Raw genomic sequence first — 23,435 nt, forward strand, 5'->3', positions numbered from 1 at the left:
GCGGTGCGCGCGGGCCCAGGGGTACCTCACCGGCACCGCGGGCAGCGACGGCCCGGCCATACCCGGGCCGTCGCTCCCCGCACCGCTCAGTCGGCGATCGGCAGGTACACCCGGTTGCCCGAGGCCGCGAACTCCTTCGACTTCTGCGCCATGCCCTCCTCGATCTCGGACTTGCTGCCGCCGTGTTCGCGGCGGATGTCCTGCGAGATCTTCATGCTGCAGAACTTGGGGCCGCACATGGAGCAGAAGTGGGCCGTCTTGGCGGGCTCCGCCGGGAGGGTCTCGTCGTGGAACTCCCGTGCCGTATCGGGGTCCAGGGCGAGGTTGAACTGGTCCTCCCACCGGAACTCGAAGCGTGCGTCGGACAGCGCGTCGTCCCACTCCTGCGCGCCTGGGTGTCCCTTGGCGAGGTCGGCCGCATGGGCGGCGATCTTGTAGGTGATGACGCCGGTCTTGACGTCGTCCCGGTTGGGCAGGCCCAGGTGCTCCTTGGGCGTGACGTAGCAGAGCATCGCCGTGCCCCACCAGGCGATCATCGCGGCGCCGATGCCGGAGGTGATGTGGTCGTACGCCGGCGCCACGTCCGTCGTCAGCGGGCCGAGCGTATAGAACGGAGCTTCATCGCAGATCTCCTGCTGAAGGTCGATGTTCTCCTTGATCTTGTGCATCGGGACGTGTCCCGGGCCCTCGATCATCGTCTGTACGTCGAAACGCCTGGCGATGCGGTTGAGTTCCCCGAGCGTGCGCAGCTCCGCGAACTGTGCCTCGTCGTTGGCGTCCGCGATGGAGCCGGGCCGCAGGCCGTCGCCCAGCGAGTACGTGACGTCGTAGGCGGCGAGGATCTCGCACAGTTCCTCGAAGTTCTCGTACAGGAACGACTCCTTGTGGTGCGCCAGGCACCACGCGGCCATGATCGAACCGCCGCGGGAGACGATGCCGGTCTTGCGGTTCGCCGTCAGCGGTACGTGCGCCAGCCGCACCCCGGCGTGGACGGTCATGTAGTCCACGCCCTGCTCGGCCTGCTCGATGACGGTGTCCTTGTAGATCTCCCAGGTCAGTTCCTCGGCCCTGCCGTCGACCTTCTCGAGCGCCTGGTACAGCGGCACGGTGCCGATGGGCACGGGGGAGTTGCGCAGCACCCACTCGCGGGTGGTGTGGATGTTGCGCCCGGTGGAGAGGTCCATGACCGTGTCGGCGCCCCAGCGGGTCGCCCAGGTCATCTTCTCGACCTCCTCCTCGATGGAGGACGTCACGGCCGAGTTGCCGATGTTGGCGTTCACCTTCACCAGGAACCGCTTGCCGATGATCATCGGCTCGATCTCCGGGTGGTTGACGTTGGCGGGCAGCACGGCGCGGCCGGCCGCGATCTCCTCGCGGACGACCTCCGGGGACACGTTCTCCCGGATGGCCACGTACTCCATCTCCGGCGTGATCTCCCCCCGGCGCGCGTACGCGAGCTGGGTCACCGCCTCACCGCCACGGCCGCGGCGCGGCTGACGCGGGCGGCCGGGGAAGACCGCGTCCAGGTTCCGCAGCCCGCCGCGCGGCGAGGTGTGCTTGATGCCGTCGTCCTCGGGACGGACGGGACGGCCCGCGTACTCCTCGGTGTCGCCGCGGCCGATGATCCAGTTCTCCCGCAGCGGCGCCAGCCCCCTGCGGACGTCGGTCTCGACGAGCGGATCCGTGTACGGGCCGGATGTGTCGTACAGCGTGACCGACTGCCCGTTGGTGAGGTGCACCTGACGGACCGGCACACGCATGTCGGGGCGCGAACCCTCGACGTACCCCTTGTGCCAGCCGATGGACTTCCCGGCCTCCTGGGTCTTCTCACCCTGAACGGAGGCAGGCGTGCGTGCGTCCTTGTTGGTCATGAGACCTACTCCCTACGCCGGCATTACCCGGTAACAGGTTCGGCGGTCGACGCAGCGGCTTCCGTCGGCCGATGTTTCCCGTGAGACGTCGTTCCACGTGAAACATCGCGAATACGGAGGTCAGCGCCCTCTCAGCCCGGTGCTCCGAGCTCCCGCGTGTGCAAAGGTGCCTCCACGCTAGCGTCATCTGTGGCGCGGTGAACAGTGGGCCCCGGCCGTTCTTGCGATGATCTGGCGGTGACCAGCATGGAGCAGTACCCCTACCAGCCGCCCGAACCGCGCCGCCCGGACAGCCCGGACAGCCCGGCAGCGGGCAGCCGACAGGGGGACGAGCGCGCCCGCGGGCAGGGTGAGGGTGACGGGCACGGGCACCCTCACCCCGGGCACGGCGAGGCGCACACCCGCCCTCAGACGCACGGTCACGGTCACAGCCACAGCCATGGGCCCGCCGCACCCGTCTCCCGGCATCTGCGCAAGGTCATCGCGGCGATCCTGATCCCGTTCACCGCGGCGGTCCTGGTCGGCCTGGTGGTGCTGTGGCCCGGGGGAGCGCCGTCGCACAAGCGCACCGGCGTCGGCTTCGACCGGCAGACCCAGCAGGCCACGGTGACCCGGGTCGTCGAGGTGAGCTGCCAGTCGGTGAACGCCTCCGGTGGCACCCCGGCCGGCGACCCCTCGGCCGGCGAGGGCGGCGCCGGGGCGGCGACGGGCGGCACCTGCAAGAAGGCGACCATCCATGTCGACACCGGGAAGGACGAGGGCCGTACGTTCACCGAGATCGTGCAGCCCGACCAGTCGCGGCAGTTGCACCAGGGCGAGAAGGTCGTGGTCGCCTACGAGCCCGCCGCGCCCAAGAATTTGCAGTACTCCGTGGCGGACGTCAACCGGAAGTTCCCGATGGCGCTGCTCGCCGGGATCTTCGCCATCGCGGTCGTCGTGGTGGGCCGGCTGCGCGGGGTCATGGCGCTGGTCGCGCTGGCCGTGAGCTTCATGGTGCTCACCTTCTTCATCCTGCCCGCGATCCTGCAGGGCTCCAATCCCCTGCTGGTGGCCGTCGTCGGGTCGAGCGCGATCATGCTCATCGCGCTCTACATGTGCCACGGGCTGTCGGCCCGTACGTCGGTCGCGGTGCTCGGCACCCTGGTCTCCCTCCTGCTGATCGGCGTCCTGGGCTCGGAGTTCATCGACTGGGCCGCCCTGACCGGCAACACGGACGACAACACCGGTCTGATCCACGGGCTCTACCCGTCGATCGACATGAGCGGTCTGCTGCTGGCCGGTGTCATCATCGGCTCGCTAGGCGTGCTGGACGACGTCACCGTGACGCAGACGTCGGCCGTCTGGGAGCTGCACGAGGCCAATCCGGCGATGGGCTGGCGCGGGCTGTACCGGGCCGGCATCCGCATCGGCCGCGACCACATCGCCTCCGTCGTCAACACCCTGGTCCTCGCCTACGCCGGTGCCGCGCTGCCACTGCTGCTGCTGTTCTCCATCGCGCAGAGCAGCGTCGGTGCCGTGGCCAACAGCGAACTGGTGGCCGAGGAGATCGTGCGCACCCTGGTGGGGTCGATCGGCCTGGTCGCCTCGGTGCCCGTCACGACCGCGCTCGCCGCGCTGGTGGTGTCGGCCGACCGCTCCGGCCCGCACGCTCCGGCCGGTGCGGCCCAGCCCGCTCCGGCCCGCGCCGGGCGTGGGCGCCGCCGGAAGCGGTAGCCGATCGGCCCGGTGAGACCGCCCCGCCCTGTGCAGAAGCGTTCCTGCACAGTTCCGCGAAGGAGGGCGGGGCGTCCGGTGCCGCGGTCGCTACACCTCAGCCGGCGCTCTGCTCCTCGGCGAGGATGCGGTCCAGCGCCTCGTCGAGATGAGCGTCGAAGTCGGCCAGCGCACCCTCCTGCCCCAACGGCACGAGCTTGTCCGTCCGGTCGAGGAAGGCCACGAGCGGCGGGGCCGACGACCGGAACAGAGCCTGGTCGCAACCGACCTGAAGCCGGATCAGGACCTCACCGAGCACCTCGGCGTCCGCCGGGGCGATGTGCACATCCCCTTCCCCGCACGGCCGGCCCACGCCGTCGATCAGCAGCTCGCGACCGAAGGCCCAGGTCACCGGTGCGTCACCCGGCAGATGAAAGGTGAGGCGCACCGCATAGGGATCACCGGTCTCGTAGCGCAACTCCACCGGAATGCGGAAGGAGAGCTCCTCGGACACGAGAAAGCTCATCATGACCTCTGCCTGTACGGACTCGCGCATCGCCTATCCCGTCATATGACATCGACTGGCCGGGATTGATCCCTCTGACCGTGGTCAAATCTTGCTGAAAGTACACAGCAGATCACAAGGAGTAAGTTTTCAGATACTGATAGAGAGCGTGAGAGACCCCAGATGCCGCCCGATCTCCGCCTGCAGGCGCTCGGCCGCGGGCAGCAGCCGGTCGGCATGACGGGCGGGCAGGGAGATGGCCATGGTGGCCGCGGTGGTGCCCACCGTGATCGGGACGGCCGCACAGACGGTGCCGAGCGCGTACTCCTGCCGCTCCACCACGGCCTCCATGCGCCGTGTCCGGCCGAGCCGTCGGAGCAGGGCGTCGTTGTCCCGCACGGTGTACGGCGTGATGGCCTGCGCGGGGTACCGGGCGAGATGGTCGCGCCGGGTGTCCTCGTCGAGCTGGGAGAGCAGGCACTGTCCGATGGCGTGCGCGTGACCGGTCTCGCGGAAGTCGGCCCACTCCTCGACCGCGGGCGCTTCGGGGGAGTCGGAGACGCACATGACGTCGATCTCGCCGTTGCGGTACATGGCGTAGTACACCGGGACACCGATGGAATCGCGCCAGTGCGCCAGCGTGTCCGCCACCGTGCTGCGACGTTTCTGCTGCGCCCCGCTGCTGCTCAGCCGTTCCGCCGCGTCGCCGAGGAAGAACAGCCCCTTCTCCCGGTGCAGATAGCCCTCGTGCACCAGCGTGCGCAGCAGGTGGTACGTCGTGGGCAGGGCGAGACCGGTCTCGCGGGCGAGTTGCTTGGCGGGGGCGCCGTAGCCATGGGTGGCGACGGCCTCCAGCAGGCGCATGGCGCGCTGGACGGAGCCGATGAGGGTGACGGCGCCCTGGGGCTCCGAGACACCCGCGGAGACCCGCCTGTCGGCCGGCCCAGTCGTCGGGAGTTGCTCCGGGTGGTCGGTGGCGTGCGGCTGCCCGGGAACGGTCACGTGCTGGCCCGGGACGGTCACGGGGGCCGGGCGGTGGACGGGGGGTGGGCACGTACGGGGTGGAGCAGGGGGTGCGCAGGAGCGCGGTGGGGTGGGGGGTGCGTGGGCTTCCGCCGGTGCGGTGTCAACCGTGGCCAAGGGTCTCTCCCGAAGCGCGAGGGGGGTCAGCCCGTGCGCAGGAGGTGCACGGGTGGGGTCTGCGCCGCCCACGGGGCCGGGCCCCGCGGGGAGTTTTGGACTCTAACGGCCCGCCACCGCGCGCAGTCGGCCTCATCGGGAAACTTCCCCCGCCCGAGGGAACCGGTTCCCGTCATGGGTCACCGGTCCCCGGGTGCCTCACCAGTCGCTGCGCGAGGAGGAGTTCGACATGAACTTGCGCACGATGTAGATCAGCCCGCCGACCAGGGCGACGAAGACCAGCGCCTTGAAGAGCAGGCCGATCACGAACCCGACGACGGTCGCTATCAGACCGCCGAACACGACCAGCGCGATGACCGGCACCGCGACCCACTTCACCCACCACGGCAGTCCCGCGAAGATCTCTCGCATCGCCCTCGTCCTTTGCGTCTCGTGCGTTGTCGTTGTTCTGCACTCGATGCTAGGGCCGGGCAGGGGCCCGACGGAGCATCCGCACCCCTTGTCGTCCCCTGACCCGTCCCCTAGGGAACCCCGAGGTCCGGGCTCACGCCTCGGGCGGAGAGAAGACGACCAGAACCCTCAGGTCCTCGCTGATGTGGTGGAACTTGTGAGCGACACCAGCGGGCACGTACACGACGCTGCCCCGGGCCACCTCGGTCGTCTCCAGACCGACCGTGATCGACGCGCGACCGCTGACGACGAAGTACACCTCGTCCTGGTGGTGCGGCTGCTGCGGGTCGTGCTCGCCCGCGTCGAGGGCGTAGAGGCCGACCGACATGTTCCGCTCGCGCAGGAATTGCAGGTAGGCACCCTCGTTGGCGGCACGCTCCGCCTCCAGTTCGTCCAGCCGGAATGCCTTCATCGCCGTTGCCGCCCTCGTCTCACTGCCCACTGCCGATCAGGTCTGCCACGATCAGACACATGAAGAATTTCGTAGTCAAGACGATCGCCAACGCGGGCGCCCTGGCGGTCGCTGTGTGGCTGCTCGACAAGATCACCCTGACCGGTGACAGCACGGCCAAGAAGGCCGGCACGCTGATCGTCGTGGCGCTGATCTTCGGCTTGGTGAACTGGCTGGTAAAGCCGATACTCAAGGTGCTCACGTTCCCCCTGTTCATCCTGACCCTGGGGTTGATCACCCTGGTCGTCAACGCGCTGATGCTGCTGTTGACGTCCTGGGTGTGCGGCAAGCTCGACCTGAGCTTCCATGTGGAGGGCTTCTGGACGGCCGTACTCGGCGGTCTGATCATCTCCATCGTCTCCTGGGCCCTGCACGTCGTCCTGCCCGACGAGGACTGAGCGCGCCATGACCTACCGCGTCTGCTTCGTGTGCACCGGGAACATCTGCCGCTCCCCGATGGCCGAATCCGTGTTCCGCGCGCGCCTGGCGGAGGCCGGCCTCGGGGACCGGGTGGAGGCCGACAGCGCGGGCACCGGCGGCTGGCACGAGGGTGAGGCCGCCGACCCGCGCACCGTCCGGATCCTGGAGGAGCACGGGTACGACGCCGAGCACGTCGCCCGCCGGTTCCAGCCGTCGTGGTTCGCCCGGCTGGACCTGGTGATCGCCCTCGACCTCAGCCACCTCACGGCCCTGCGCCGGCTCGCGCCCACCGAGGAGGACGCCCGCAAGGTTCGTCTGCTGCGCTCGTACGACCCTTCCGCCGCCGACGACCTCGACGTGCCCGACCCGTACTACGGGGGGCCGGACGGCTTCGAGGAGTGTCTTGAGATGGTTGAAGCTGCGAGCACCGGTCTGCTCGCCGAGGTGAGGGAACGACTGGAAGGACGGGCCGCATGAGCGACGCGACCAGCAACGAGGGGCGCACCGGCGACGGCACGCGCGCGGTACGGGCGGGGCTGCCCGAGCCGGTCAAGCACGAGCCGACCCTGCCGGGCCCGGTGTTCGCGGCCCACTTCCACCTGCCCGGCGAGGTGACGGGACCGTACTCGTACGGCCGTGACGACAACCCGACCTGGACGCTGCTGGAGCGCGCCATCGGTGAGCTGGAGGCGCCCGGCCGGGAGGACGTCGAGACGCTGGTGTTCGCCTCCGGCATGGCGGCGATCTCCGCGGCGCTCTTCTCCCAGCTGCGTGCCGGGGACGCCGTCGTACTGCCCTCCGACGGCTATCAGGTGCTGCCGATGGTCCGCGCCCAGCTGGAGGCGTACGGCGTGGAGGTGCGCACCGCGCCCACCGGCGGCGACGCCCAGCTGGAGGTCCTCGACGGCGCCAAGCTGCTGTGGATCGAGACCCCGTCGAACCCCGGGCTCGACGTCTGCGACATCCGGCGGCTGGTGGAGGCGGCACACGCGCGCGGCGCCCTGGTGGCCGTCGACAACACGCTCGCCACGCCGCTCGGTCAGCGCCCGCTGGAGCTGGGCGCCGACTTCTCCGTGGCCAGCGGTACCAAGCAGCTGACCGGGCACGGAGACGTCCTGCTGGGCTATGTGGCCGGCCGCGACGCCGAGGCGATGGCCGCCGTACGGCGCTGGCGGAAGATCGTCGGCGCGATTTCCGGGCCCATGGAGGCCTGGCTCGCGCACCGCTCCATCGCCACGCTCCAGCTGCGCGTGGACCGGCAGAACGCGACGGCCCTCACCGTCGCCGAGGCCCTGCGGCAGCGGCCCGAGGTGGCCGACCTGCGCTACCCCGGACTGCCCGACGACCCCTCGCACAAGATCGCCTCGCAGCAGATGCGACGCTACGGCTGCGTCGTCTCGTTCACGCTGCCCACGCGCGCGCGTGCGGAGCGTTTCCTGGAGGCCCTGCGGTTGGTGGAGGACGCGACGAGCTTCGGCGGGGTGCGCTCGACGGCCGAGCGCCGGCGCCGCTGGGGCGGGGACGCGGTCCCGGAGGGCTTCATCCGTCTGTCCGTCGGCGCCGAGGACCCCGAGGACCTGGTGGCCGACCTGCTCCGCGCCCTGGACGCGTCCGCCGAGTGACCGGGAACGGCTCCGTCCGCTGATGTCTGCGGACGGTCCGAGCCTCCCCCCTCGTGGCTCGGACCGTCCCGGTTCCGCGCGCGAAGAACCGCGCGCTCAAGGCTAGTTGACTCTGTGTCAGTGTCCAATCACGCTAGAGACAGAGACCTATCGACATATTTATAGTTGGTGTCTGCCCGGGGGCCGGCGGAAGCAGGGACAAGGGAGGGCACGCCATGGATCTGGCCTTGCTGCGGACCTTCGTCACCGTGCACCGGGCCGGTTCCTTCACCCGCGCCGCAGCTCTGCTCGGGCTCTCCCAGCCGGCGGTCACCTCGCAGATCCGCACGCTGGAGCGGCAACTGGGCAGGCCCCTCTTCCTCCGCCGGGCCAGGGGCGTGACCCCGACGACCACCGGCGACGAACTCGCCCACAAAGCCGCACCCCATCTCGACGCCCTGGTGGAGATAGCGGAGAGCGGTCTGGACGACGACTCGTCGCTGCGGACGCTGCACCTCGCCGGTCCGCCGGAGTTCACCGCCGAGCGCGCTCTGCCCGCCCTCACGGAGCTGACCGGCGACGACGGCCAGGGATTCACGCTGCGCGCCTCCTTCGGGACCGCCGAGGAGGCGCTGGACGGGCTCGCGGCCGGGCACCATGATCTGGCCATCAGCACGGCCCGGCCGCGCGGGGCCCTGCTCACCGCGACTCCGCTCTGCGACGAGGAGCACGTGCTGGTCGCCGCGCCCCGCTGGGCGGAACGGATCGGCCCGGACACGCTGCGCCTGAAGGGCGCGCCCGCTCTGGAGAACCTGCCCGTCGTCGAGGTGCACGAGTCGCTGCCGCTCGTCGCGCGCTACTGGGCCTCCGTCTTCGACTCCCGGCCCGCCGCTTCGGGCGCGGTCGTCGTCCCCGACCTACGGGCCGTGCTCTCCTGCGCGATCGCGGGCGCGGGGCTGGCCGTGCTGCCCCGCTACCTGTGCGCACCCGCTTTCGATCAGGGCACGATCGTGACCCTGCACGAGCCGGCCGTGCCGCCGCTGCGCACCTACTTCCTGGTCGTGCGCACCGGCACCCTGGCCCTGCCGCATATCGCCCGGGCCCACGAGTGGCTGCGACGGGCGGCCACGACCTGGTTGTGAGGGCCCGGACAGGGGAGTGCACGCGCTGCGGTCGTCCGCCGACGCTTCGCGATGTTTCACGTGGAACCAGCCGGGCCACATTTCTCCCATGACCGTCCGACCCGTGGTCAAGCGCACCGCCCGTGCCGTTCTGCTGGACGGTGGCGACCTGATCCTGATCAAGCGCACCAAGCCTGGTGTCGATCCGTACTGGGTGACCCCCGGTGGGGGGGTCGAGCCCGGCGACCCGACCGTTGTGGACGCCCTGCACCGTGAGGTGTACGAAGAACTCGGCGCCAAGATCACCGATGTGGTCCCCTGTTTCGTGGACACCGTCGAGCACATCGGCGAGGACGGCGGCGCCACCGGCGTAAAGGTGCAGCACTTCTTCGTCTGCCGGCTCGAGTCCATGGACCCGTCCCTGCGTCATGGCCCCGAAGTGGACGAGCCGGCCGGGGAGTACGAGATCGTCCGGATCCCGTTCACCCGCGTCGGCATCGCCTCCGTGCACCTCGTCCCGCTGTCGCTGCGCCATTACCTCGACGGCAACATCGAAGGGGTGCGTGCCATGCACGCTCCCGACCTCGGTTAGCGCGGTCAGTCCCCCGCGAGGAGAAGCTCCTCCACCGAGTCGTGCCGTATGCGGCCCGGCGGGATGCCGATGTCCCGGAGCGCGTGGACACCGCTGCGGATCATCCCGGGCGGGCCCGACAGATAGGCGTCGAACTCCTTCCAGGGGCCGTAGACACGGATGGCGTCGGGAAGCCGCAGGCGGGCCTGCTGGTCGGTCACGGCCCGGACCGAGAGCCAGGGGTTGCCCTGCTGGAGACCGAGCAGGGTGTCGATGTCGTAGAGGTCATGGTCGGTACGCGCGCCGTAGAACACCTCGACCTGCCGGCGGGCACCGCGCTCGGCGACATCCTCGACCAGTGCCTTGATGGGCGCTATGCCCGTCCCGCCGCCGAGGCACAGCATCCCGCTGTCGGTGGTGTGGTCGACGGTCATCGACCCGGTCGGCGGGCCGAGGCGTATGACGTCTCCGGGTCGGGCTCGGTGCACCAGCGCACGCGAGACCCATCCTGCCGTCACGGCCTTCACATGAAAGGTCAGCAGGCCGTCCGCGCGGGGTGCGGAGGCGAAGGAGTAGTGCCGCCACACCCGTGGCCACCACGGCGTCTCGACACTCGTGTACTGACCGGCGAGGAACGGATAGGGCTGGTCCGGGCGGACGGTGACGACCGCGACATCAGGGGTCCTGAGGTCGTGGGTGACGACCTCGGCCTGCCACCAGGCGGGCGCCCGCAGTTCGTCGGCCGCCGCCGCGTCGATCATGACCTGGGAGATCGTCGTGTACGCCCGGACCCAGGCGGCCTCGGTCTCCCGGTTCCAGTCGGCGGCGTACTGGCTCAGCGCACCGATCAGGCACTCGCCGACCGCCGGATAGTGCGCGGCGTGCGTCCCGTACTTGCGGTGTCCGCGGCCCAGGTTCTTCAGGTAGTCGACGAGGACGGCGGTGTTGTCCAGATGCTCGGCCGCTATGAGGAGGGCCTTCAGCAAGCGGTCCCGCTGCACGTCCATCGCGGCGGGGAACAGCGGCCGCAGCTCGGGGTGACGGACGAAGAGCAGGGCGTAGAAGTACGAGGTGACCTTGTCGGCGACGGGTCCGATCTCGGCCATCGTCCGGCGGATGCGCGCCGCGTCCGCGGACGCCGCCCCCGGGGCCGGCATCGTCCGCCGCTCCGGCACATGTGGCGGGGCCGGGGCGCCGGCATGCGTCTCCTGATCACCACCGCGCGGCGGAGGGGATGACGACGGGTGCGACGCGAACCAGCCGCCTCCGTCCGACGTGTCGTACTCCCCCGACGTGGTGGTCGGAGCGTCCATGGTGCCCTCGCCTCGAACATCTCTCGGTCGGTCTGCGCACCTCCGCCTCGGAAGGTGCCTGCTTCCCCCGGCGGGCGGCCGGCCCGTAGCACTCGCTCCGCAGCCTCCCACCCGGATCGGATGCCGCGGTTGTGTACGCGTAAACGCGGGCCTTCGATCTCTCCGTCCCGTTACGCTGCTGCCCTGCTCTCGGCCCACACAGAACGTGCACTCGATCCCGGACGTGAACCGGAGTCGACCCTACCGGCCATCGGCGCGCACACAAGTCCCCCGGTCCGCGGCGCCTGCCGAGCAGAGGCAGAGCGCCCTCGGCCTACCTCAACTAGCTGAGTCCGGCTACGAGTTCATAGGCATCCCACAGGTCGCGCCCGGTGTAGGAATGGGTCGCGAGGCCGGCCAGGTGACCGTCCGCGTTGACCGCAACGGAAACCGGTACAACCGCAAACAGCTCCTTGTCCGACGAGGAGTCCCCGTACGCCACGCAGTCCGCCCGCGCCACGCCGAACTCGGCACAGAGCCGGTCCGCGATGGTCACCTTGGCCGCGGCACTGAGCGCCCCGGCGGGGTCGACGGGCTCGGTGAACGGCACGGCCGGGAATCGGGAGCCGTGGGTCGCGTGAGCGCCCCACTCCAGCAGACGCTCCACGAAGAAGGAAGGGGACAGCGACACCACGGCGCAGTACTCGCCCGCGCTGCGGATCTCCGCCCACACCTCGCGGATCCGGGTGAGCCAGGGAGCCGCCTCGAATGCGGCGGTCACATGCGCCTCGGTCAGGCCCGCCCAGAGGTCGTACACCTGAGCCGCATATTCCGGCGGCCCGATCAGCCCTGCCCCTATCGCGCGGTCCAGTGCGACCGTCTCCGCCTCCAGCCCGAGCTGGCGGGAGATCTCCACCGGGGCCGTGGTGCCGTGCAGCAGTGTGCCGTCGAGATCGAAGAGATGAAGTCTCGCCATGGCCCAGAAGGCTAACCGGGCTGCCGTTGTTTCACGTGAAACACCGGCAGCTGTCCGGGAGCTATGCAGAGGGCTACGGCATGGCCAAAAGCACGTGCGTGTCCGTCGAAACGGGTGGACGCCGGGGGTGCCGGTCGGACAGCCTGACCTGCGTGCCGACTCCTTCCCTCGCTTCTCTGCCCATCCGCCGTCTGACCCTCCGCGATCTGGCTTCCTGCGCGGACTTGTCCGAGGACCGGGGGTGGCCACGTGAAGAACACAAGTGGGGCTTCCTCCTGACGGCCGGAAAGGGCTTCGGCATCGACGATCCCGAAGGCGGTCTTCTCGCCGCGTGCGTCGTCACCGAGTACGGGGCCTGGGACCGGCCGGAACTGGGCGCCATCGGCATGGTGCTGGTGGCCGACCGTCATGCGCGGAAGGGCGTCGGGCGCCGCCTGATGCGGCACGTCGTGGCGGCCATGGGGACCACCCCGCTGACTCTGCACGCCACACCCTACGGACGGCCCCTGTACGAGGAGCTGGGCTTCAAGACGACGGGCCGGGCGGAGATGCTGAAGGGTCACTTCACTCCCGGTGGCGCGGAGCCGGGGGTGTCGACACGGGCCGCCACCGCCGAGGACCTTCCCGCGATCCTGCGTCTCGACGAGGAGGTGTTCGGTGCCGATCGCACGCCCCTCATCGCCCGGCTGCCTGCCTTCGCCGACCAGCTGCGGGTCGCGGAGGAGGACGGCCGGGTCATCGGCTACGCGGGCGCATGGCCCAACATGGACACCCATGTGGTCGGCCCGCTGATCGCCCGGGACACCGAGACCGCCAAGGCCCTCATCGCGTCCCTGGCCGCTCTCACGGACCGCCCGCTGCGCACCGACATCGACGTACGCCATGAGGAGCTGCTGGCGTGGGCGAAGGCCCGTGGGCTGGCCTCGGTGGCGTTCAACGCCGTGATGACCTACGGGATCACGGACCTCCCGGGGGACTGGACACGGCGGTTCGCCCCGCTGACGGTGGCCGCGGGCTGAGCGGAGTACGGCGAACGCCGGCCCTCCACCGCCCGATGCGGTGGAGGGCCGGCGTCGTCCGTCCGGACCCGGTGATCAGACGAGCGCCTGCACGGCCGCGGTGGCGAAGCCGTGATCCTGGTCCGGTGCGCCACCGCCGACGCCGATCGCGCCGATCAGCCGGCCGTCCCGGTGCACGGGCAGGCCGCCCGCGATGAAGAGCAGGGGGCGGTCGAGGGCCGTGGGCAGGGTATGGAAGAGACCGCCGGGCTGCACGGCGTCGACCAGGTCTGCGGTGGGAGCGTTCAGCTGCAGCGCCGTGTAGGCCTTGCGGGTGCTGGTCTCGCCGGAGATCAGCACCGCCCGGTCGTCCCGGCGGAAGGCCAGCAGGTGGCCGCCGGCGTCCAGGACGGTGACGCTGACGGTGACTCCGGCGTCCTCTGCCGCGCGACGGGCCGTGGCGACGAGCAGCTCGGCGTCCTCGATGGTGAGCGGGGCGACGACGGTGGTGCTCATGGAGCTTTCTCCTTGGTGGTGCCGGGGGTGGATGTCTGCCGAACCGGGACGCACCCGGTACGGGCGTACGGGGAAGCCGAGGCGGCTCAGTGGTGGATGGGCGTCCGCTGTTCGGCGTGGGCACCGGACGCGGTCACGGTGCCGTGGCCTGCGTCCCTGCGCTCCAGGGCCGCGGAGAGGACGGCGAGGACCAGGGCGGCCGCGGCGAGGGCAGCGCCGACCCAGTTGGGCGCGGTGTATCCGAAGCCCGCCGCGATCACGATGCCGCCGAGCCAGGCGGAGAGGGCGTTGCCCAGGTTGAAGGCGCCGATGTTCACGGCCGAGGCCAGTGTCGGCGCGCCGTGCGCCTGGTCGAGGACGCGCTTCTGCAGCGGCGGAACGGTCGCGAAGCCCAGCGCGCCGATCAGGGCGATGGTCACGGCGGCCGCGATCTTGTTGTGGGCGGTCAGCGTGAAGAGCGCCAGGACGACCGCGAGGGCGCCGAGGGAGACGTAGAGCATGGGCATCAGGGCGCGGTCGGCGAACTTGCCGCCGACCAGGTTGCCGCCGACCATGCCGAGGCCGAAGAGGACCAGCAGCCAGGTGACCGAGCCGTCGGCGAAGCCGGCGATGTGGGTCATCATCGGTGCGATGTAGGTGATGGCCGCGAAGACACCGCCGAAGCCGAGGACGGTCATCGCCATGGCGAGCAGGACCTGGGCGTTCTTGAAGGCGGCCAGTTCGTGTCGTAGCTGCACGCCCTTGGGCCGCGGCAGCTCGGGCACCAGCTTGGCGATGCCGACGAGACCGAGGACTCCGAGGGCGGCGACGACCGCGAAGGTGACCCGCCAGCCGACGGTCTGCCCGACGAGCGTGCCCAGCGGGACGCCGACGACATTGGCGACGGTCAGACCGGTGAACATCATGGCGATGGCGCCGGCCTTTTTGTCGGGTGCCACGAGTTCGGCCGCGACGACCGAGCCGATGCCGAAGAAGGCTCCGTGGGCGAGTGAGGCGACCACCCGTCCGATCAGCATGACGCCGAATGCGGGGGCCACCGCGGAGAGCAGGTTCCCGGCGATGAAGAGGCCCATCAGCAGCATCAGCATCCGCTTGCGCGGGACCTTGGTGCCGAGCACGGTCATCAGCGGGGCTCCGATGACCACGCCCAAGGCGTAGCCGGTCACGAGCAGGCCCGCCGTGGGGATGGAGACCCCGAAATCGCCCGCGACCTCGGGAAGCAAGCCCATGATGACGAACTCGGTCGTTCCGATGCCGAAGGCCCCGATCGCGAGGGCGAGAAGCGCGAGAGGCATGTGGGGGTACACCTTCCGGGAAGATTGCAGGAGCGCGTTGCGTGCGTTCACAATAGTTGCAGACGCGGGCTACATGCAACCGCAGGATATTGCGGACGTGTTCTACCCTTGACGCAGCCGCTCCGGGACGGAGGAGAACCCCATGACAGCGACGGACCCCGCGCTCACCGCTCTCGCGCAGGGCTGGTGCGCCCTCTCTGCGCTGCACGGGAGGATCGAGGCGCACATCGAGCGCGCCCTGCAGGCGAAGCACGACCTCAGCGTGCGCGAGTACTCCCTGCTCGATGTACTCAGCCGACAGCACGACGGCGACGGCGGACATCTGCAGATGAAGCAGGTCGCCGACGCGGTCGTGCTCAGCCAGAGCGCCACCACGCGCCTGGTGACCCGGCTGGAGGACCGCGGCCTGCTGGAGCGCTACCTGTGCCCCACGGACCGGCGCGGCATCTACACCAACGTCACCGAGGCGGGGTTGCGACTGCTGGAGGAGGCGCGGCCGACCAATGACGCCGCTCTGCGCGAGGCTCTGGACGACGCCTCCCGCAACCCTGAACTGGCGCCGCTCGTAAGGGTCGTGGAGTCCCTGAACGTGCCCGCATAGGGTGCGGACATGGAAGATCTTGAAATACGGGACGCGACGCCCGGTGACCTGCCGGCGATCGTCGCCATGCTCGCCGACGACCCTCTCGGCGCCCAGCGCGAGTCACCTCACGACCTGAGCCCGTACCTGGCCGCGCTGAAGCGCCTGGATGCCGATCCGAACCAGCATCTCGTCGTCGCCGAGCGCGCGGGGCGGGTGATCGGCACCCTCCAGCTCACGATCATTCCCGGGCTCTCCCACCAAGGGGCGACCCGCGCGCTCATCGAGGCCGTACGGATCCACTCGGACGAGCGGGGCAGCGGACTGGGCAGCCGCCTCATCGAATGGGCGGTGGACCGGTCCCGGCAGCTCGACTCCGTCATGGTGCAGCTGACCTCCGACAAGTCGCGTACCGACGCTCACCGCTTCTACGAGCGGCTGGGCTTCACGGCCTCGCACGAGGGTTTCAAGATGCGGCTCTGACCGAACCGCAACAGCTGCGCGGAGGGGGGCGTTTCACGTGAAACGCCCCCCTCGCGCTGACCGCTACTAAAGGCCCCGCCAGCCTTCGGGGTCCACACCGCCCGGTACCGGCGCCTCGGTGTCGTAGGGCTGCCGGGTGAAGACGAACGAGCCGAGGTCGAGGTGACTCAGCGACCCGTCCGGCCTCCGCACGGGCCGCAGCAACTCTCCGGCGTAATAGCCCTCCAGGCCCATCCAGGTGCCGTCCCCGAGCGAACGGAAGCGGGCACGGCGGCCGCCACCGGTCAGTGGCCCCAGGGCGATCAGGCCGTCTGCGGTCACTCGCAGACCGAACGCGTGCGTCCCCCAGTACCACTGCCCCGCCAGCTCCAAGGCCGCCGGCTCGACCTCCCGCAGCGGCCGCCAGGGCTCGGGGATCCGGGGCTCCGCCTCGGCGACGATCCGTACCAGGTCGGCGCCCACCGCACCCAGCAGCGGTCCACTGGTGCAGTTGGCGAGCACCACGGCGGCGACGTCGTCCTCCACACCGATGGTGAGGTTCGCCAGGAAGCCGGGCAGCGAACCGGAGTGCCCGACGAGCAGCCTGCCGTCGCGGCGCTGGATCTGCATGCCCAGGCCGTAACCGGTCCCCTCCAGCACATCGGCGGCCTCGGCGGGCGCCGCCGGAGTCCGGATCTCCAGCACCGACTCCGCGCTCAGCACCCGGTCGTCACCGCGGGCCAGGAAAGCGGCGAACCGGGCGAGGTCTCCGGTGGTCGACCACAGCTGCCCGGCCGGCGCCATCCGGCCCAGGTCCTCCAGCGGCTCGGGCAGGAGGGCGTCGGCCCAGGGGTGCACGGCCCATCCTCCCGCGCTCGGCGGCTCGGGCTGCGCGCTCGTGCGCCGCAGACCGAGCGGCTCCAGGATCTCGGCGCGCAGCACCTCCTCCCAGGGAGCCCCGCGAAGTTCCTCCACCAGCGCACCCAGCACCGTGTAACCGGGGTTGGAGTAGTGGTGCCGCCGGCCGACGGGATGCAGGAGGGGCTGTTCACCGAGCACGTCGCCCAGCTCGGGCCGCAGCGACCCGGGGGTCCTCTCCCACCAGGGCGCGGGTGACTCGGCGGCCAGACCGGCGGTGTGCGCGAGCAGTTGGGCGATCGTCGCCTCCCCCGCGCCGGTACCCGGCAGATGCTTCTCCAGTGGGTCCCCGAGGTCGAGGAGTCCTTCGTCCCGCAGCCGCATCACCAGCACGGCGGTGAAGGTCTTCGTGATGGACCCGATCCGGTACTGCACGTTCTCGTCGGGCCCGTGCCCGTCCACCGAGGTCCGCGCCCCGTGCCACACCGCCTGTCCGCCCCGTACGACGGCGGCCACCAACGACGGCGCCCGCCCTTCGGTCTGCGCGACGGCGATCCGGTGCAGCAGGGCGCGCCGGGTCGCGGGCAGCAGTGCTTCGTGAGGTGTCGTCATGGGCCCAGTCCACCGGCTGCCGCGCCGGACGTCGAATCCATTTCACCGCTCAGCGGGCGCGCCGGCTGAGCGGTGCGGACGGGATCAGGTCTGGGCCATGTCCACGAAGCGGGAGTAGTGACCCTGGAACGCGACCGTGATCGTCGCGGTCGGGCCGTTTCGGTGCTTGGCCACGATCAGGTCGGCCTCACCCGCGCGCGGGGACTCCTTCTCGTAGGCGTCCTCGCGGTGCAGCAGGATGACCATGTCGGCGTCCTGCTCGATGGAGCCGGACTCACGCAGGTCGGAGACCATCGGCTTCTTGTCGGTGCGCTGCTCCGGACCACGGTTGAGCTGGGAGAGCGCGATGACCGGGACCTCCAGCTCCTTGGCGAGCAGCTTGAGGTTACGGGACATGTCCGAGACCTCCTGCTGCCGGCTCTCGGCGCGCTTGGAGCCGCCGGACTGCATCAGCTGGAGGTAGTCGATGACGACCAGCTTCAGGTCGTTGCGCTGCTTGAGCCGCCGGCACTTGGCGCGGATCTCCATCATCGACAGGTTCGGGGAGTCGTCGATGTAGAGCGGCGCGGCCGAGACGTCGGGCATGCGGCGGGCGAGCCGCGTCCAGTCCTCGTCGGTCATCGTGCCGGAGCGCATGTGGTGCAGAGCGACCCTGGCCTCGGCGGACAGCAGACGCATGGCGATCTCGTTGCGGCCCATCTCGAGCGAGAAGATCACACTCGGCAGGTTGTTCTTGATCGAGGCGGCCCGCGCGAAGTCCAGCGCGAGGGTCGACTTACCCATGGCGGGACGGGCGGCGATGACGATCATCTGACCGGGGTGCAGACCGTTCGTCAGCGAGTCGAAGTCGGTGAAGCCGGTCGGCACACCGGTCATCTCACCACTGCGCGAGCCGATCGCCTCGATCTCGTCGAGGGCGCCCTCCATGATGTCGCCCAGCGGCAGGTAGTCCTCGCTGGTGCGCTGCTCGGTGACGGCGTAGATCTCGGCCTGGGCGCTGTTGACGATCTCGTCCACGTCGCCGTCGGCCGCGTATCCCATCTGGGTGATGCGCGTTCCGGCTTCCACCAGGCGGCGCAGCACGGCCCGCTCGTGGACGATCTCCGCGTAGTACTCGGCGTTGGCGGCCGTCGGCACCGTCTGGACGAGCGTGTGCAGATACGCGGCGCCGCCGACCTTGTTGATCTCACCGCGCTTGGTGAGTTCGGCCGCGATGGTGATCGGGTCGGCCGGCTCGCCCTTGGCGTAGACGTCGAGGATCGCCTGGTAGATCGTCTCGTGCGCGGGCTTGTAGAAGTCGTGGCCCTTGAGGATCTCGACGACGTCGGCGATGGCGTCCTTGGACAGCAGCATGCCGCCCAGCACCGACTGCTCGGCATCCAGGTCCTGCGGGGGGACCCGCTCGAAGGACGAACCTCCGCCGTCCCAGCCGCCGTTCTCCCTGCCGCGGTCGTGCTGTTCGTCGCGGCCCCGGCCGCTGTCGCTCCGCCGACGGGAGGCGGGCAGACGATCACTGGGTCCGGCGTCGGCCCACGGATCGTCCAAGGGCTCGGAAATGCTCACCGAGCCACCTCCTCCCGTCCGCGCGGCGGACCTCGCCGTGACCTCTTTTGTACGGCACGACACTGACAACTAAGAGACCCAACTCCGGTTCTGGCGCGTCGGATTTATGACGGTTCCAGGGCCGCGAAGGACGCACCTCCCGGGCCGGGGAAAGGAGCAGGCGCCGGACCACGGTAGGCCTGTCGGCACCGTCAGCCAATCTGGTTATCCACAGGCCATGTGGACGACCGCTCCGATGCTGTGGAGAACTCGGCGAAACCTGTGCACGACCCGGTGGACAGCCCTGTGAACAAGCCCTCGCTGCTTTCTTGGTCATCCGCTTGACCTGCAGCTTTGCCGTCCACCGCCTGTGCAGAAGAAAAACTTTCCCAGTCGGACCAAGATCGCCTCGAACGGCGCCCGAAAGGGTGTGGCCCGCAGAGTGGAGTAAGGGTCACTACCCATTTGCATCTCTTACCTGTGGACGATTAGATTAGTGCTCATGACACAGGCTCCCGCTAGACCCGAGGTCACCCGTCGGCGGCACGACCGAGAGATCGTCGCGCTGGCCGTCCCGGCCTTCGGCGCTCTGGTCGCGGAGCCCCTCTTCGTCATGGCGGACAGCGCGATCGTCGGCCATCTCGGGACCGCACAACTCGCCGGCCTGGGGGTCGCCTCGGCGCTCCTAACCACCGCCGTGAGCGTCTTCGTCTTCCTCGCCTACGCCACCACGGCCGCCGTCGCCCGCCGCGTTGGCGCCGGAGACCTGCCGGCCGCCATCCGGCAGGGCATGGACGGCATCTGGCTGGCTCTGCTGTTGGGCAGTGCCGTCATCGCCCTCGTCCTCCCGCTGGCCCCCGGCATCGTGGGGCTCTTCGGAGCCTCCTCGACGGCGGCCCCCTACGCCACGACGTATCTGCGCATCTCCGCACTGGGCATCCCGGCGATGCTCATCGTCCTGGCCGCGACAGGAGTTCTGCGTGGACTGCAGAACACCCGCACCCCTCTCTACGTCGCCATCGCCGGCTTCATCGCCAACGGTGCGCTCAACGCGGCCCTCGTCTACGGCGCCGGACTCGGTATCGCCGGTTCGGCCTGGGGCACGGTCATCGCGCAGTGCGGCATGGCCGCCGTCTACCTTGCCGTCGTCGTGCGCGGAGCCCGCCGTCACGGAGCCTCCCTTCGCCCCAACGCGGCCGGTATCCGAGCCTCGGCACAGGCAGGCGTCCCTCTCCTGGTCCGCACGCTGTCCCTGCGGGCGGTCCTGATGATCGCCACGGTGGTCGCGGCCCACCTCGGTGACGCGGACATAGCCGCCCATCAGATCATCCTGTCCCTGTGGAGCCTGCTGGCCTTCGCTCTCGACGCGATCGCGATCGCCGGGCAGGCGATCATCGGCCGCTACCTCGGCGCGGACGACGCCCAGGGCGCACGCGAGGCCTGCCGCCGGATGGTCCAGTGGGGCATCGCGACCGGCCTCGTCCTCGGCCTGCTCGTGGTCGCCGCCCGGCCACTCTTTTTGCCGCTCTTCACCGATGACTCGCTGGTCAGGAACGCGGCGCTGCCCGCACTTCTGATGGTGGCGCTCTCGCAGCCGATCTGCGGGATCGTCTTCGTCCTGGACGGCGTCCTGATGGGTGCGGGCGACGGCCCGTACCTGGCCTGGGCCATGGTCGTCACGCTGGCGGTGTTCGCTCCCGTGGCGCTGCTCGTCCCCACCATCGGTGGCGGTCTCACCGCCCTCTGGGCTGCGATGACGCTGATGATGACGGTCCGCATGCTGACGCTCTGGCTGCGCATGCGTTCCGGCCGCTGGATCGTGACGGGCGCGACCCGCTGACCGTTCCACATGGCGCGGAGGGCTGGGGTGTTTCACGTGAAACACCCCCACCCCGCAGCAGCCGGCTCTGTATCTCCCGGGTGGGTCGGACACCGAGCCACCGAAAAGGGGCCGCACCCGCGAAGGGTGCGGCCCCTTTCAGGACTGCTCGAGAAAGCTCGCGATCAGCCCGCGACGACCTCGATGTTGACCTTGGCGGCAACCTCGGGGTGCAGACGCACGGACGTCTCGTGGGCGCCCAGGGTCTTGATCGGAGCGGTCAGCTCGATGCGGCGCTTGTCCACCTCGGGGCCACCGGAAGCCTTGATCGCGGAAGCGATGTCGGCCGGGGTGACGGAACCGAAGAGACGGCCGGAGTCGCCGGAGCGGACGGCCAGACGGACCTTGACGCCCTCGAGCTGGCCCTTGATCTGGTTGGCCTGCTCGATGGTCTGGATCTCGTGGATCTTGCGGGCGCGGCGGATCTGCTCCACGTCCTTCTCGCCACCCTTGGTCCAGCGGATAGCGAAGTTCCGCGGGATCAGGTAGTTGCGAGCGTAACCGTCCTTGACGTCGACGACGTCGCCGGCGGCACCGAGACCGGACACCTCGTGGGTGAGGATGATCTTCATGTTTCGGTCACCCTTCCCTTAGCGCGCGGTGGACGTGTAGGGCAGCAGCGCCATCTCACGGCTGTTCTTGACGGCCGTGGCGACGTCACGCTGGTGCTGCGTGCAGTTGCCGGTCACGCGGCGGGCACGGATCTTGCCGCGGTCGGAAATGAACTTCCGCAGCATGTTCGTGTCCTTGTAGTCCACGTACGTGACCTTGTCCTTGCAGAAAGCGCAGACCTTCTTCTTAGGCTTGCGCACAGGCGGCTTCGCCATGGTGTTTCTCCTGTGTGATCAAGAAGTTTGGGTACGACCCGCCCTCGGTCCGAAGACCTAGAAGGGGGGCTCGTCCGAGTAGCCGCCACCGCCGCCGGAGCCGCCGCCCCAGCCGCCGCCGCCCTGGTTGCCACCGGCGGGAGCGCCGGTCGCCCAGGGGTCGTCGGCCGGAGCACCGCCGCCGCCCTGCTGGCCGCCGCCGGAGCCACCGCCCCAGCCGCCGCCCTGCTGGCCGCCGCCGCCACCGCCGCCGTAACCACCCTGGCCACCGCGGCCACCGCCACCGGCGGTCTTGGTGACCTTGGCGGTGGCGTTGCGCAGGCTGGGGCCGACCTCGTCGACGTCCAGCTCGTAGACCGTGCGCTTGACGCCCTCGCGGTCCTCGTAGGACCGCTGCTTCAGCCGGCCCTGCACGATGACGCGCATGCCTCGCTGCAGCGACTCGGCGACGTTCTCCGCCGCCTGACGCCAGACCGAGCAGGTCAGGAACAGGCTCTCGCCGTCCTTCCACTCGTTCGTCTGGCGGTCGAAGGTGCGGGGAGTGGACGCGACGCGGAACTTCGCGACCGCCGCACCGGACGGGGTGAAGCGCAGCTCGGGGTCGTCGACAAGATTGCCGATGACCGTGATGACGGTCTCGCCTGCCATGGGGGAACCTCTCGGCGGGTTTGCTCTGGCTGCTTGGTTGCTACTCGAATCCCGGGATCAGCTGAGCTGGAGAGCTCAGTGGGTCTCGGGACGGAGGACCTTGGTCCGGAGGACCGACTCGTTCAGGTTCATCTGGCGGTCGAGCTCCTTGACGACCGCAGGCTCGGCCTGCAGGTCGATGACCGAGTAGATGCCCTCGGGCTTCTTCTTGATCTCGTAGGCGAGACGACGACGGCCCCAGGTGTCGACCTTCTCAACCTTGCCGCCGCCGTCACGGACGACAGACAGGAAGTTCTCGATCAGCGGGGAGACCGAACGCTCCTCGAGATCGGGGTCGAGGATGACCATCACCTCGTAGTGACGCATGTGGAACCCACCTCCTTTGGACTCAGCGGCCACGGTCGTTCCGTGGCAGGAGGGTCGTGATGCGTACGCAACGGTATCGGCCGCCACTGACAATGCGGGGTCCCGAAGGGGATCCCGCAGCGTGGCCCCAGTGTGACCTGGCCAGCTCTGGGCAGACACCGGTGCAGACGGTACAGACTACCCGCACACCTGCTTCCGGTTGAAATCAGGCGGCGGGGGCCGTCAGTCTGTACACATCGGGTGTGTATGGCGCTACAGTGCGCCGCGATCCGCAGGAGGTGCCTCATGGCACAGCAGGCATTGCAACCCAACACCGCCGGATCCCTCTTCGCCACGGACGGCAAGCCCCATCCGCTCCAGGACACCCTGATGGCCGTGACTCTGGTCCTGGGCGTGCTGGCGTTCATCACAGGCTTCTTCGCCGGCCTCCACCTGCTCGCCTCCTGGGCCGGCCTGGTGGGTCTCGTCGTCGGGGCGTACGGGCAGTGGATCTCGGTGACCACCCGTGAACGCTTCGGTCTGATCCTTGGCCTCGGCGCCTCCGGCGTCGGTTTCATGCTCGGCATGGCGAACGGCGGACTGTTCGGCGGCCTCATCGGCTGATCGGGCGACCGCCCGTGGGGCACCTCCGAGCCCTGTGGAGGTGCCCCGACGAGTCATGTCCGCGCACCGGAAGCCCGTGCACCCCAGTCGGGGTGCTCGAAAGGCGCAGTAGGCTTCGGCGCGAGAGCCGGAGCCCCTGACCCCATGGGGACACCCCAG

At 69.8% G+C, this 23,435-nt stretch carries 26 protein-coding genes; 11 read left to right on the plus strand and 15 right to left on the minus strand.

The window, feature by feature from the left end:
* Positions 1–86: 86 nt before the first annotated feature.
* Positions 87–1,871 carry a phosphomethylpyrimidine synthase ThiC gene (gene thiC, locus N8I86_RS19530; RefSeq protein WP_263278326.1) on the minus strand — a complete coding sequence of 595 codons (1,785 nt, stop codon included), beginning with the start codon at positions 1,869–1,871 and terminating at the stop codon, positions 87–89.
* A gap of 246 nt (positions 1,872–2,117) precedes the next feature.
* Between thiC and N8I86_RS19535 the strand changes: the two genes are divergently transcribed.
* The gene (locus tag N8I86_RS19535; protein WP_263280126.1) at positions 2,118–3,584 is read left to right on the plus strand and encodes a YibE/F family protein; all 1,467 of its coding nucleotides are present in this window, start codon (positions 2,118–2,120) and stop codon (positions 3,582–3,584) included.
* A 97-nt stretch (positions 3,585–3,681) separates the two neighbouring features.
* On the opposite strand, the gene N8I86_RS19540 is transcribed toward N8I86_RS19535, so the two are convergent.
* The 4 genes from N8I86_RS19540 to N8I86_RS19555 all read right to left on the minus strand — a co-directional run bounded on the left by N8I86_RS19540 (position 3,682) and on the right by N8I86_RS19555 (position 6,070).
* Positions 3,682–4,119 (minus strand): SsgA family sporulation/cell division regulator, encoded by a 438-nt coding sequence (locus tag N8I86_RS19540; protein WP_073887224.1) that lies wholly within the window; start codon positions 4,117–4,119, stop codon positions 3,682–3,684.
* Positions 4,120–4,218: 99 nt separating this feature from the next.
* Positions 4,219–5,208, minus strand: a complete 990-nt coding sequence (locus tag N8I86_RS19545; RefSeq protein ID WP_385325220.1) for an IclR family transcriptional regulator — start codon at positions 5,206–5,208, stop codon at positions 4,219–4,221.
* A gap of 198 nt (positions 5,209–5,406) precedes the next feature.
* A complete protein-coding gene (locus tag N8I86_RS19550; protein WP_073887226.1) occupies positions 5,407–5,619 on the minus strand; it encodes a DUF5326 family protein in 213 nt (70 codons plus the stop codon).
* 133 nt (positions 5,620–5,752) lie between these two features.
* Positions 5,753–6,070: a cupin domain-containing protein gene (locus tag N8I86_RS19555; RefSeq protein ID WP_073887228.1), complete on the minus strand. Its 318-nt coding sequence runs from the start codon at positions 6,068–6,070 to the stop codon at positions 5,753–5,755.
* A 59-nt stretch (positions 6,071–6,129) separates the two neighbouring features.
* Here N8I86_RS19555 and N8I86_RS19560 point away from each other — a divergent pair, with 59 nt between their 5' ends.
* From N8I86_RS19560 to N8I86_RS19580, 5 genes are all read left to right on the plus strand, one after another.
* Positions 6,130–6,507, plus strand: a complete 378-nt coding sequence (locus N8I86_RS19560; RefSeq protein ID WP_073887230.1) for a phage holin family protein — start codon at positions 6,130–6,132, stop codon at positions 6,505–6,507.
* A gap of 7 nt (positions 6,508–6,514) precedes the next feature.
* On the plus strand, positions 6,515–7,006 hold the full coding sequence (locus N8I86_RS19565; RefSeq protein WP_073887232.1) for a low molecular weight protein-tyrosine-phosphatase: 492 nt from the start codon (positions 6,515–6,517) through the stop codon (positions 7,004–7,006).
* Positions 7,003–8,151 (plus strand): cystathionine gamma-lyase, encoded by a 1,149-nt coding sequence (locus tag N8I86_RS19570; RefSeq protein ID WP_073887233.1) that lies wholly within the window; start codon positions 7,003–7,005, stop codon positions 8,149–8,151. The genes N8I86_RS19565 and N8I86_RS19570 overlap by 4 nt, the downstream gene beginning before the upstream one ends.
* Positions 8,152–8,366: 215 nt before the next feature.
* The gene (locus tag N8I86_RS19575; RefSeq protein WP_263278327.1) at positions 8,367–9,272 is read left to right on the plus strand and encodes a LysR family transcriptional regulator; all 906 of its coding nucleotides are present in this window, start codon (positions 8,367–8,369) and stop codon (positions 9,270–9,272) included.
* An 88-nt stretch (positions 9,273–9,360) separates the two neighbouring features.
* Positions 9,361–9,843: an NUDIX domain-containing protein gene (locus tag N8I86_RS19580; RefSeq protein WP_073887237.1), complete on the plus strand. Its 483-nt coding sequence runs from the start codon at positions 9,361–9,363 to the stop codon at positions 9,841–9,843.
* A gap of 5 nt (positions 9,844–9,848) precedes the next feature.
* Here N8I86_RS19580 and N8I86_RS19585 read toward each other — a convergent pair whose 3' ends face one another.
* Both N8I86_RS19585 and N8I86_RS19590 read right to left on the minus strand, forming a co-directional pair.
* Positions 9,849–11,135, minus strand: coding sequence for a globin domain-containing protein (locus N8I86_RS19585; RefSeq protein ID WP_317633612.1), 1,287 nt, complete (start codon positions 11,133–11,135; stop codon positions 9,849–9,851).
* A gap of 322 nt (positions 11,136–11,457) precedes the next feature.
* Positions 11,458–12,090: an HAD family hydrolase gene (locus N8I86_RS19590; protein ID WP_263278328.1), complete on the minus strand. Its 633-nt coding sequence runs from the start codon at positions 12,088–12,090 to the stop codon at positions 11,458–11,460.
* A 152-nt stretch (positions 12,091–12,242) separates the two neighbouring features.
* Here N8I86_RS19590 and N8I86_RS19595 point away from each other — a divergent pair, with 152 nt between their 5' ends.
* A complete protein-coding gene (locus N8I86_RS19595) occupies positions 12,243–13,109 on the plus strand; it encodes a GNAT family N-acetyltransferase (protein WP_263278329.1) in 867 nt (288 codons plus the stop codon).
* A gap of 75 nt (positions 13,110–13,184) precedes the next feature.
* Here the strand turns inward: N8I86_RS19595 and N8I86_RS19600 are convergent, their stop codons facing one another.
* Positions 13,185–13,604, minus strand: a complete 420-nt coding sequence (locus tag N8I86_RS19600; RefSeq protein ID WP_073887245.1) for a GlcG/HbpS family heme-binding protein — start codon at positions 13,602–13,604, stop codon at positions 13,185–13,187.
* Between the two features lie 86 nt (positions 13,605–13,690).
* Positions 13,691–14,899 carry an MFS transporter gene (locus N8I86_RS19605; RefSeq protein ID WP_263278330.1) on the minus strand — a complete coding sequence of 403 codons (1,209 nt, stop codon included), beginning with the start codon at positions 14,897–14,899 and terminating at the stop codon, positions 13,691–13,693.
* A gap of 142 nt (positions 14,900–15,041) precedes the next feature.
* Here N8I86_RS19605 and N8I86_RS19610 point away from each other — a divergent pair, with 142 nt between their 5' ends.
* Both N8I86_RS19610 and N8I86_RS19615 read left to right on the plus strand, forming a co-directional pair.
* The gene (locus N8I86_RS19610) at positions 15,042–15,500 is read left to right on the plus strand and encodes a MarR family winged helix-turn-helix transcriptional regulator (RefSeq protein ID WP_073887250.1); all 459 of its coding nucleotides are present in this window, start codon (positions 15,042–15,044) and stop codon (positions 15,498–15,500) included.
* A 9-nt stretch (positions 15,501–15,509) separates the two neighbouring features.
* Positions 15,510–15,962, plus strand: coding sequence for a GNAT family N-acetyltransferase (locus N8I86_RS19615; protein WP_263278331.1), 453 nt, complete (start codon positions 15,510–15,512; stop codon positions 15,960–15,962).
* Between the two features lie 66 nt (positions 15,963–16,028).
* Here the strand turns inward: N8I86_RS19615 and N8I86_RS19620 are convergent, their stop codons facing one another.
* Positions 16,029–17,411, minus strand: coding sequence for a serine hydrolase domain-containing protein (locus tag N8I86_RS19620; RefSeq protein WP_263278332.1), 1,383 nt, complete (start codon positions 17,409–17,411; stop codon positions 16,029–16,031).
* 84 nt (positions 17,412–17,495) lie between these two features.
* Positions 17,496–18,974 (minus strand): replicative DNA helicase, encoded by a 1,479-nt coding sequence (gene dnaB, locus N8I86_RS19625; RefSeq protein WP_263278333.1) that lies wholly within the window; start codon positions 18,972–18,974, stop codon positions 17,496–17,498.
* A gap of 481 nt (positions 18,975–19,455) precedes the next feature.
* Between dnaB and N8I86_RS19630 the strand changes: the two genes are divergently transcribed.
* Positions 19,456–20,793: an MATE family efflux transporter gene (locus tag N8I86_RS19630; protein WP_263278334.1), complete on the plus strand. Its 1,338-nt coding sequence runs from the start codon at positions 19,456–19,458 to the stop codon at positions 20,791–20,793.
* A 164-nt stretch (positions 20,794–20,957) separates the two neighbouring features.
* Here the strand turns inward: N8I86_RS19630 and rplI are convergent, their stop codons facing one another.
* The 4 genes from rplI to rpsF all read right to left on the minus strand — a co-directional run bounded on the left by rplI (position 20,958) and on the right by rpsF (position 22,673).
* Entirely contained in the window at positions 20,958–21,404 is a 447-nt protein-coding gene (rplI, locus tag N8I86_RS19635; protein ID WP_073887301.1) for a 50S ribosomal protein L9, read from the minus strand.
* 18 nt (positions 21,405–21,422) lie between these two features.
* On the minus strand, positions 21,423–21,659 hold the full coding sequence (gene rpsR, locus N8I86_RS19640; RefSeq protein ID WP_003949403.1) for a 30S ribosomal protein S18: 237 nt from the start codon (positions 21,657–21,659) through the stop codon (positions 21,423–21,425).
* A 57-nt stretch (positions 21,660–21,716) separates the two neighbouring features.
* Positions 21,717–22,307, minus strand: a complete 591-nt coding sequence (locus N8I86_RS19645; RefSeq protein ID WP_073887303.1) for a single-stranded DNA-binding protein — start codon at positions 22,305–22,307, stop codon at positions 21,717–21,719.
* 75 nt (positions 22,308–22,382) lie between these two features.
* Positions 22,383–22,673, minus strand: coding sequence for a 30S ribosomal protein S6 (gene rpsF, locus N8I86_RS19650; protein ID WP_009189556.1), 291 nt, complete (start codon positions 22,671–22,673; stop codon positions 22,383–22,385).
* A gap of 285 nt (positions 22,674–22,958) precedes the next feature.
* On the opposite strand from rpsF, the gene N8I86_RS19655 reads away from it, so the two are divergent.
* Positions 22,959–23,276: a hypothetical protein gene (locus tag N8I86_RS19655; protein ID WP_073887305.1), complete on the plus strand. Its 318-nt coding sequence runs from the start codon at positions 22,959–22,961 to the stop codon at positions 23,274–23,276.
* The last annotated feature ends 159 nt before the right edge of the window (positions 23,277–23,435 follow it).

It is taken from the genome of Streptomyces albidicamelliae, assembly GCF_025642175.1.
GTDB classification, from domain to species: domain Bacteria; phylum Actinomycetota; class Actinomycetes; order Streptomycetales; family Streptomycetaceae; genus Streptomyces; species Streptomyces albidocamelliae.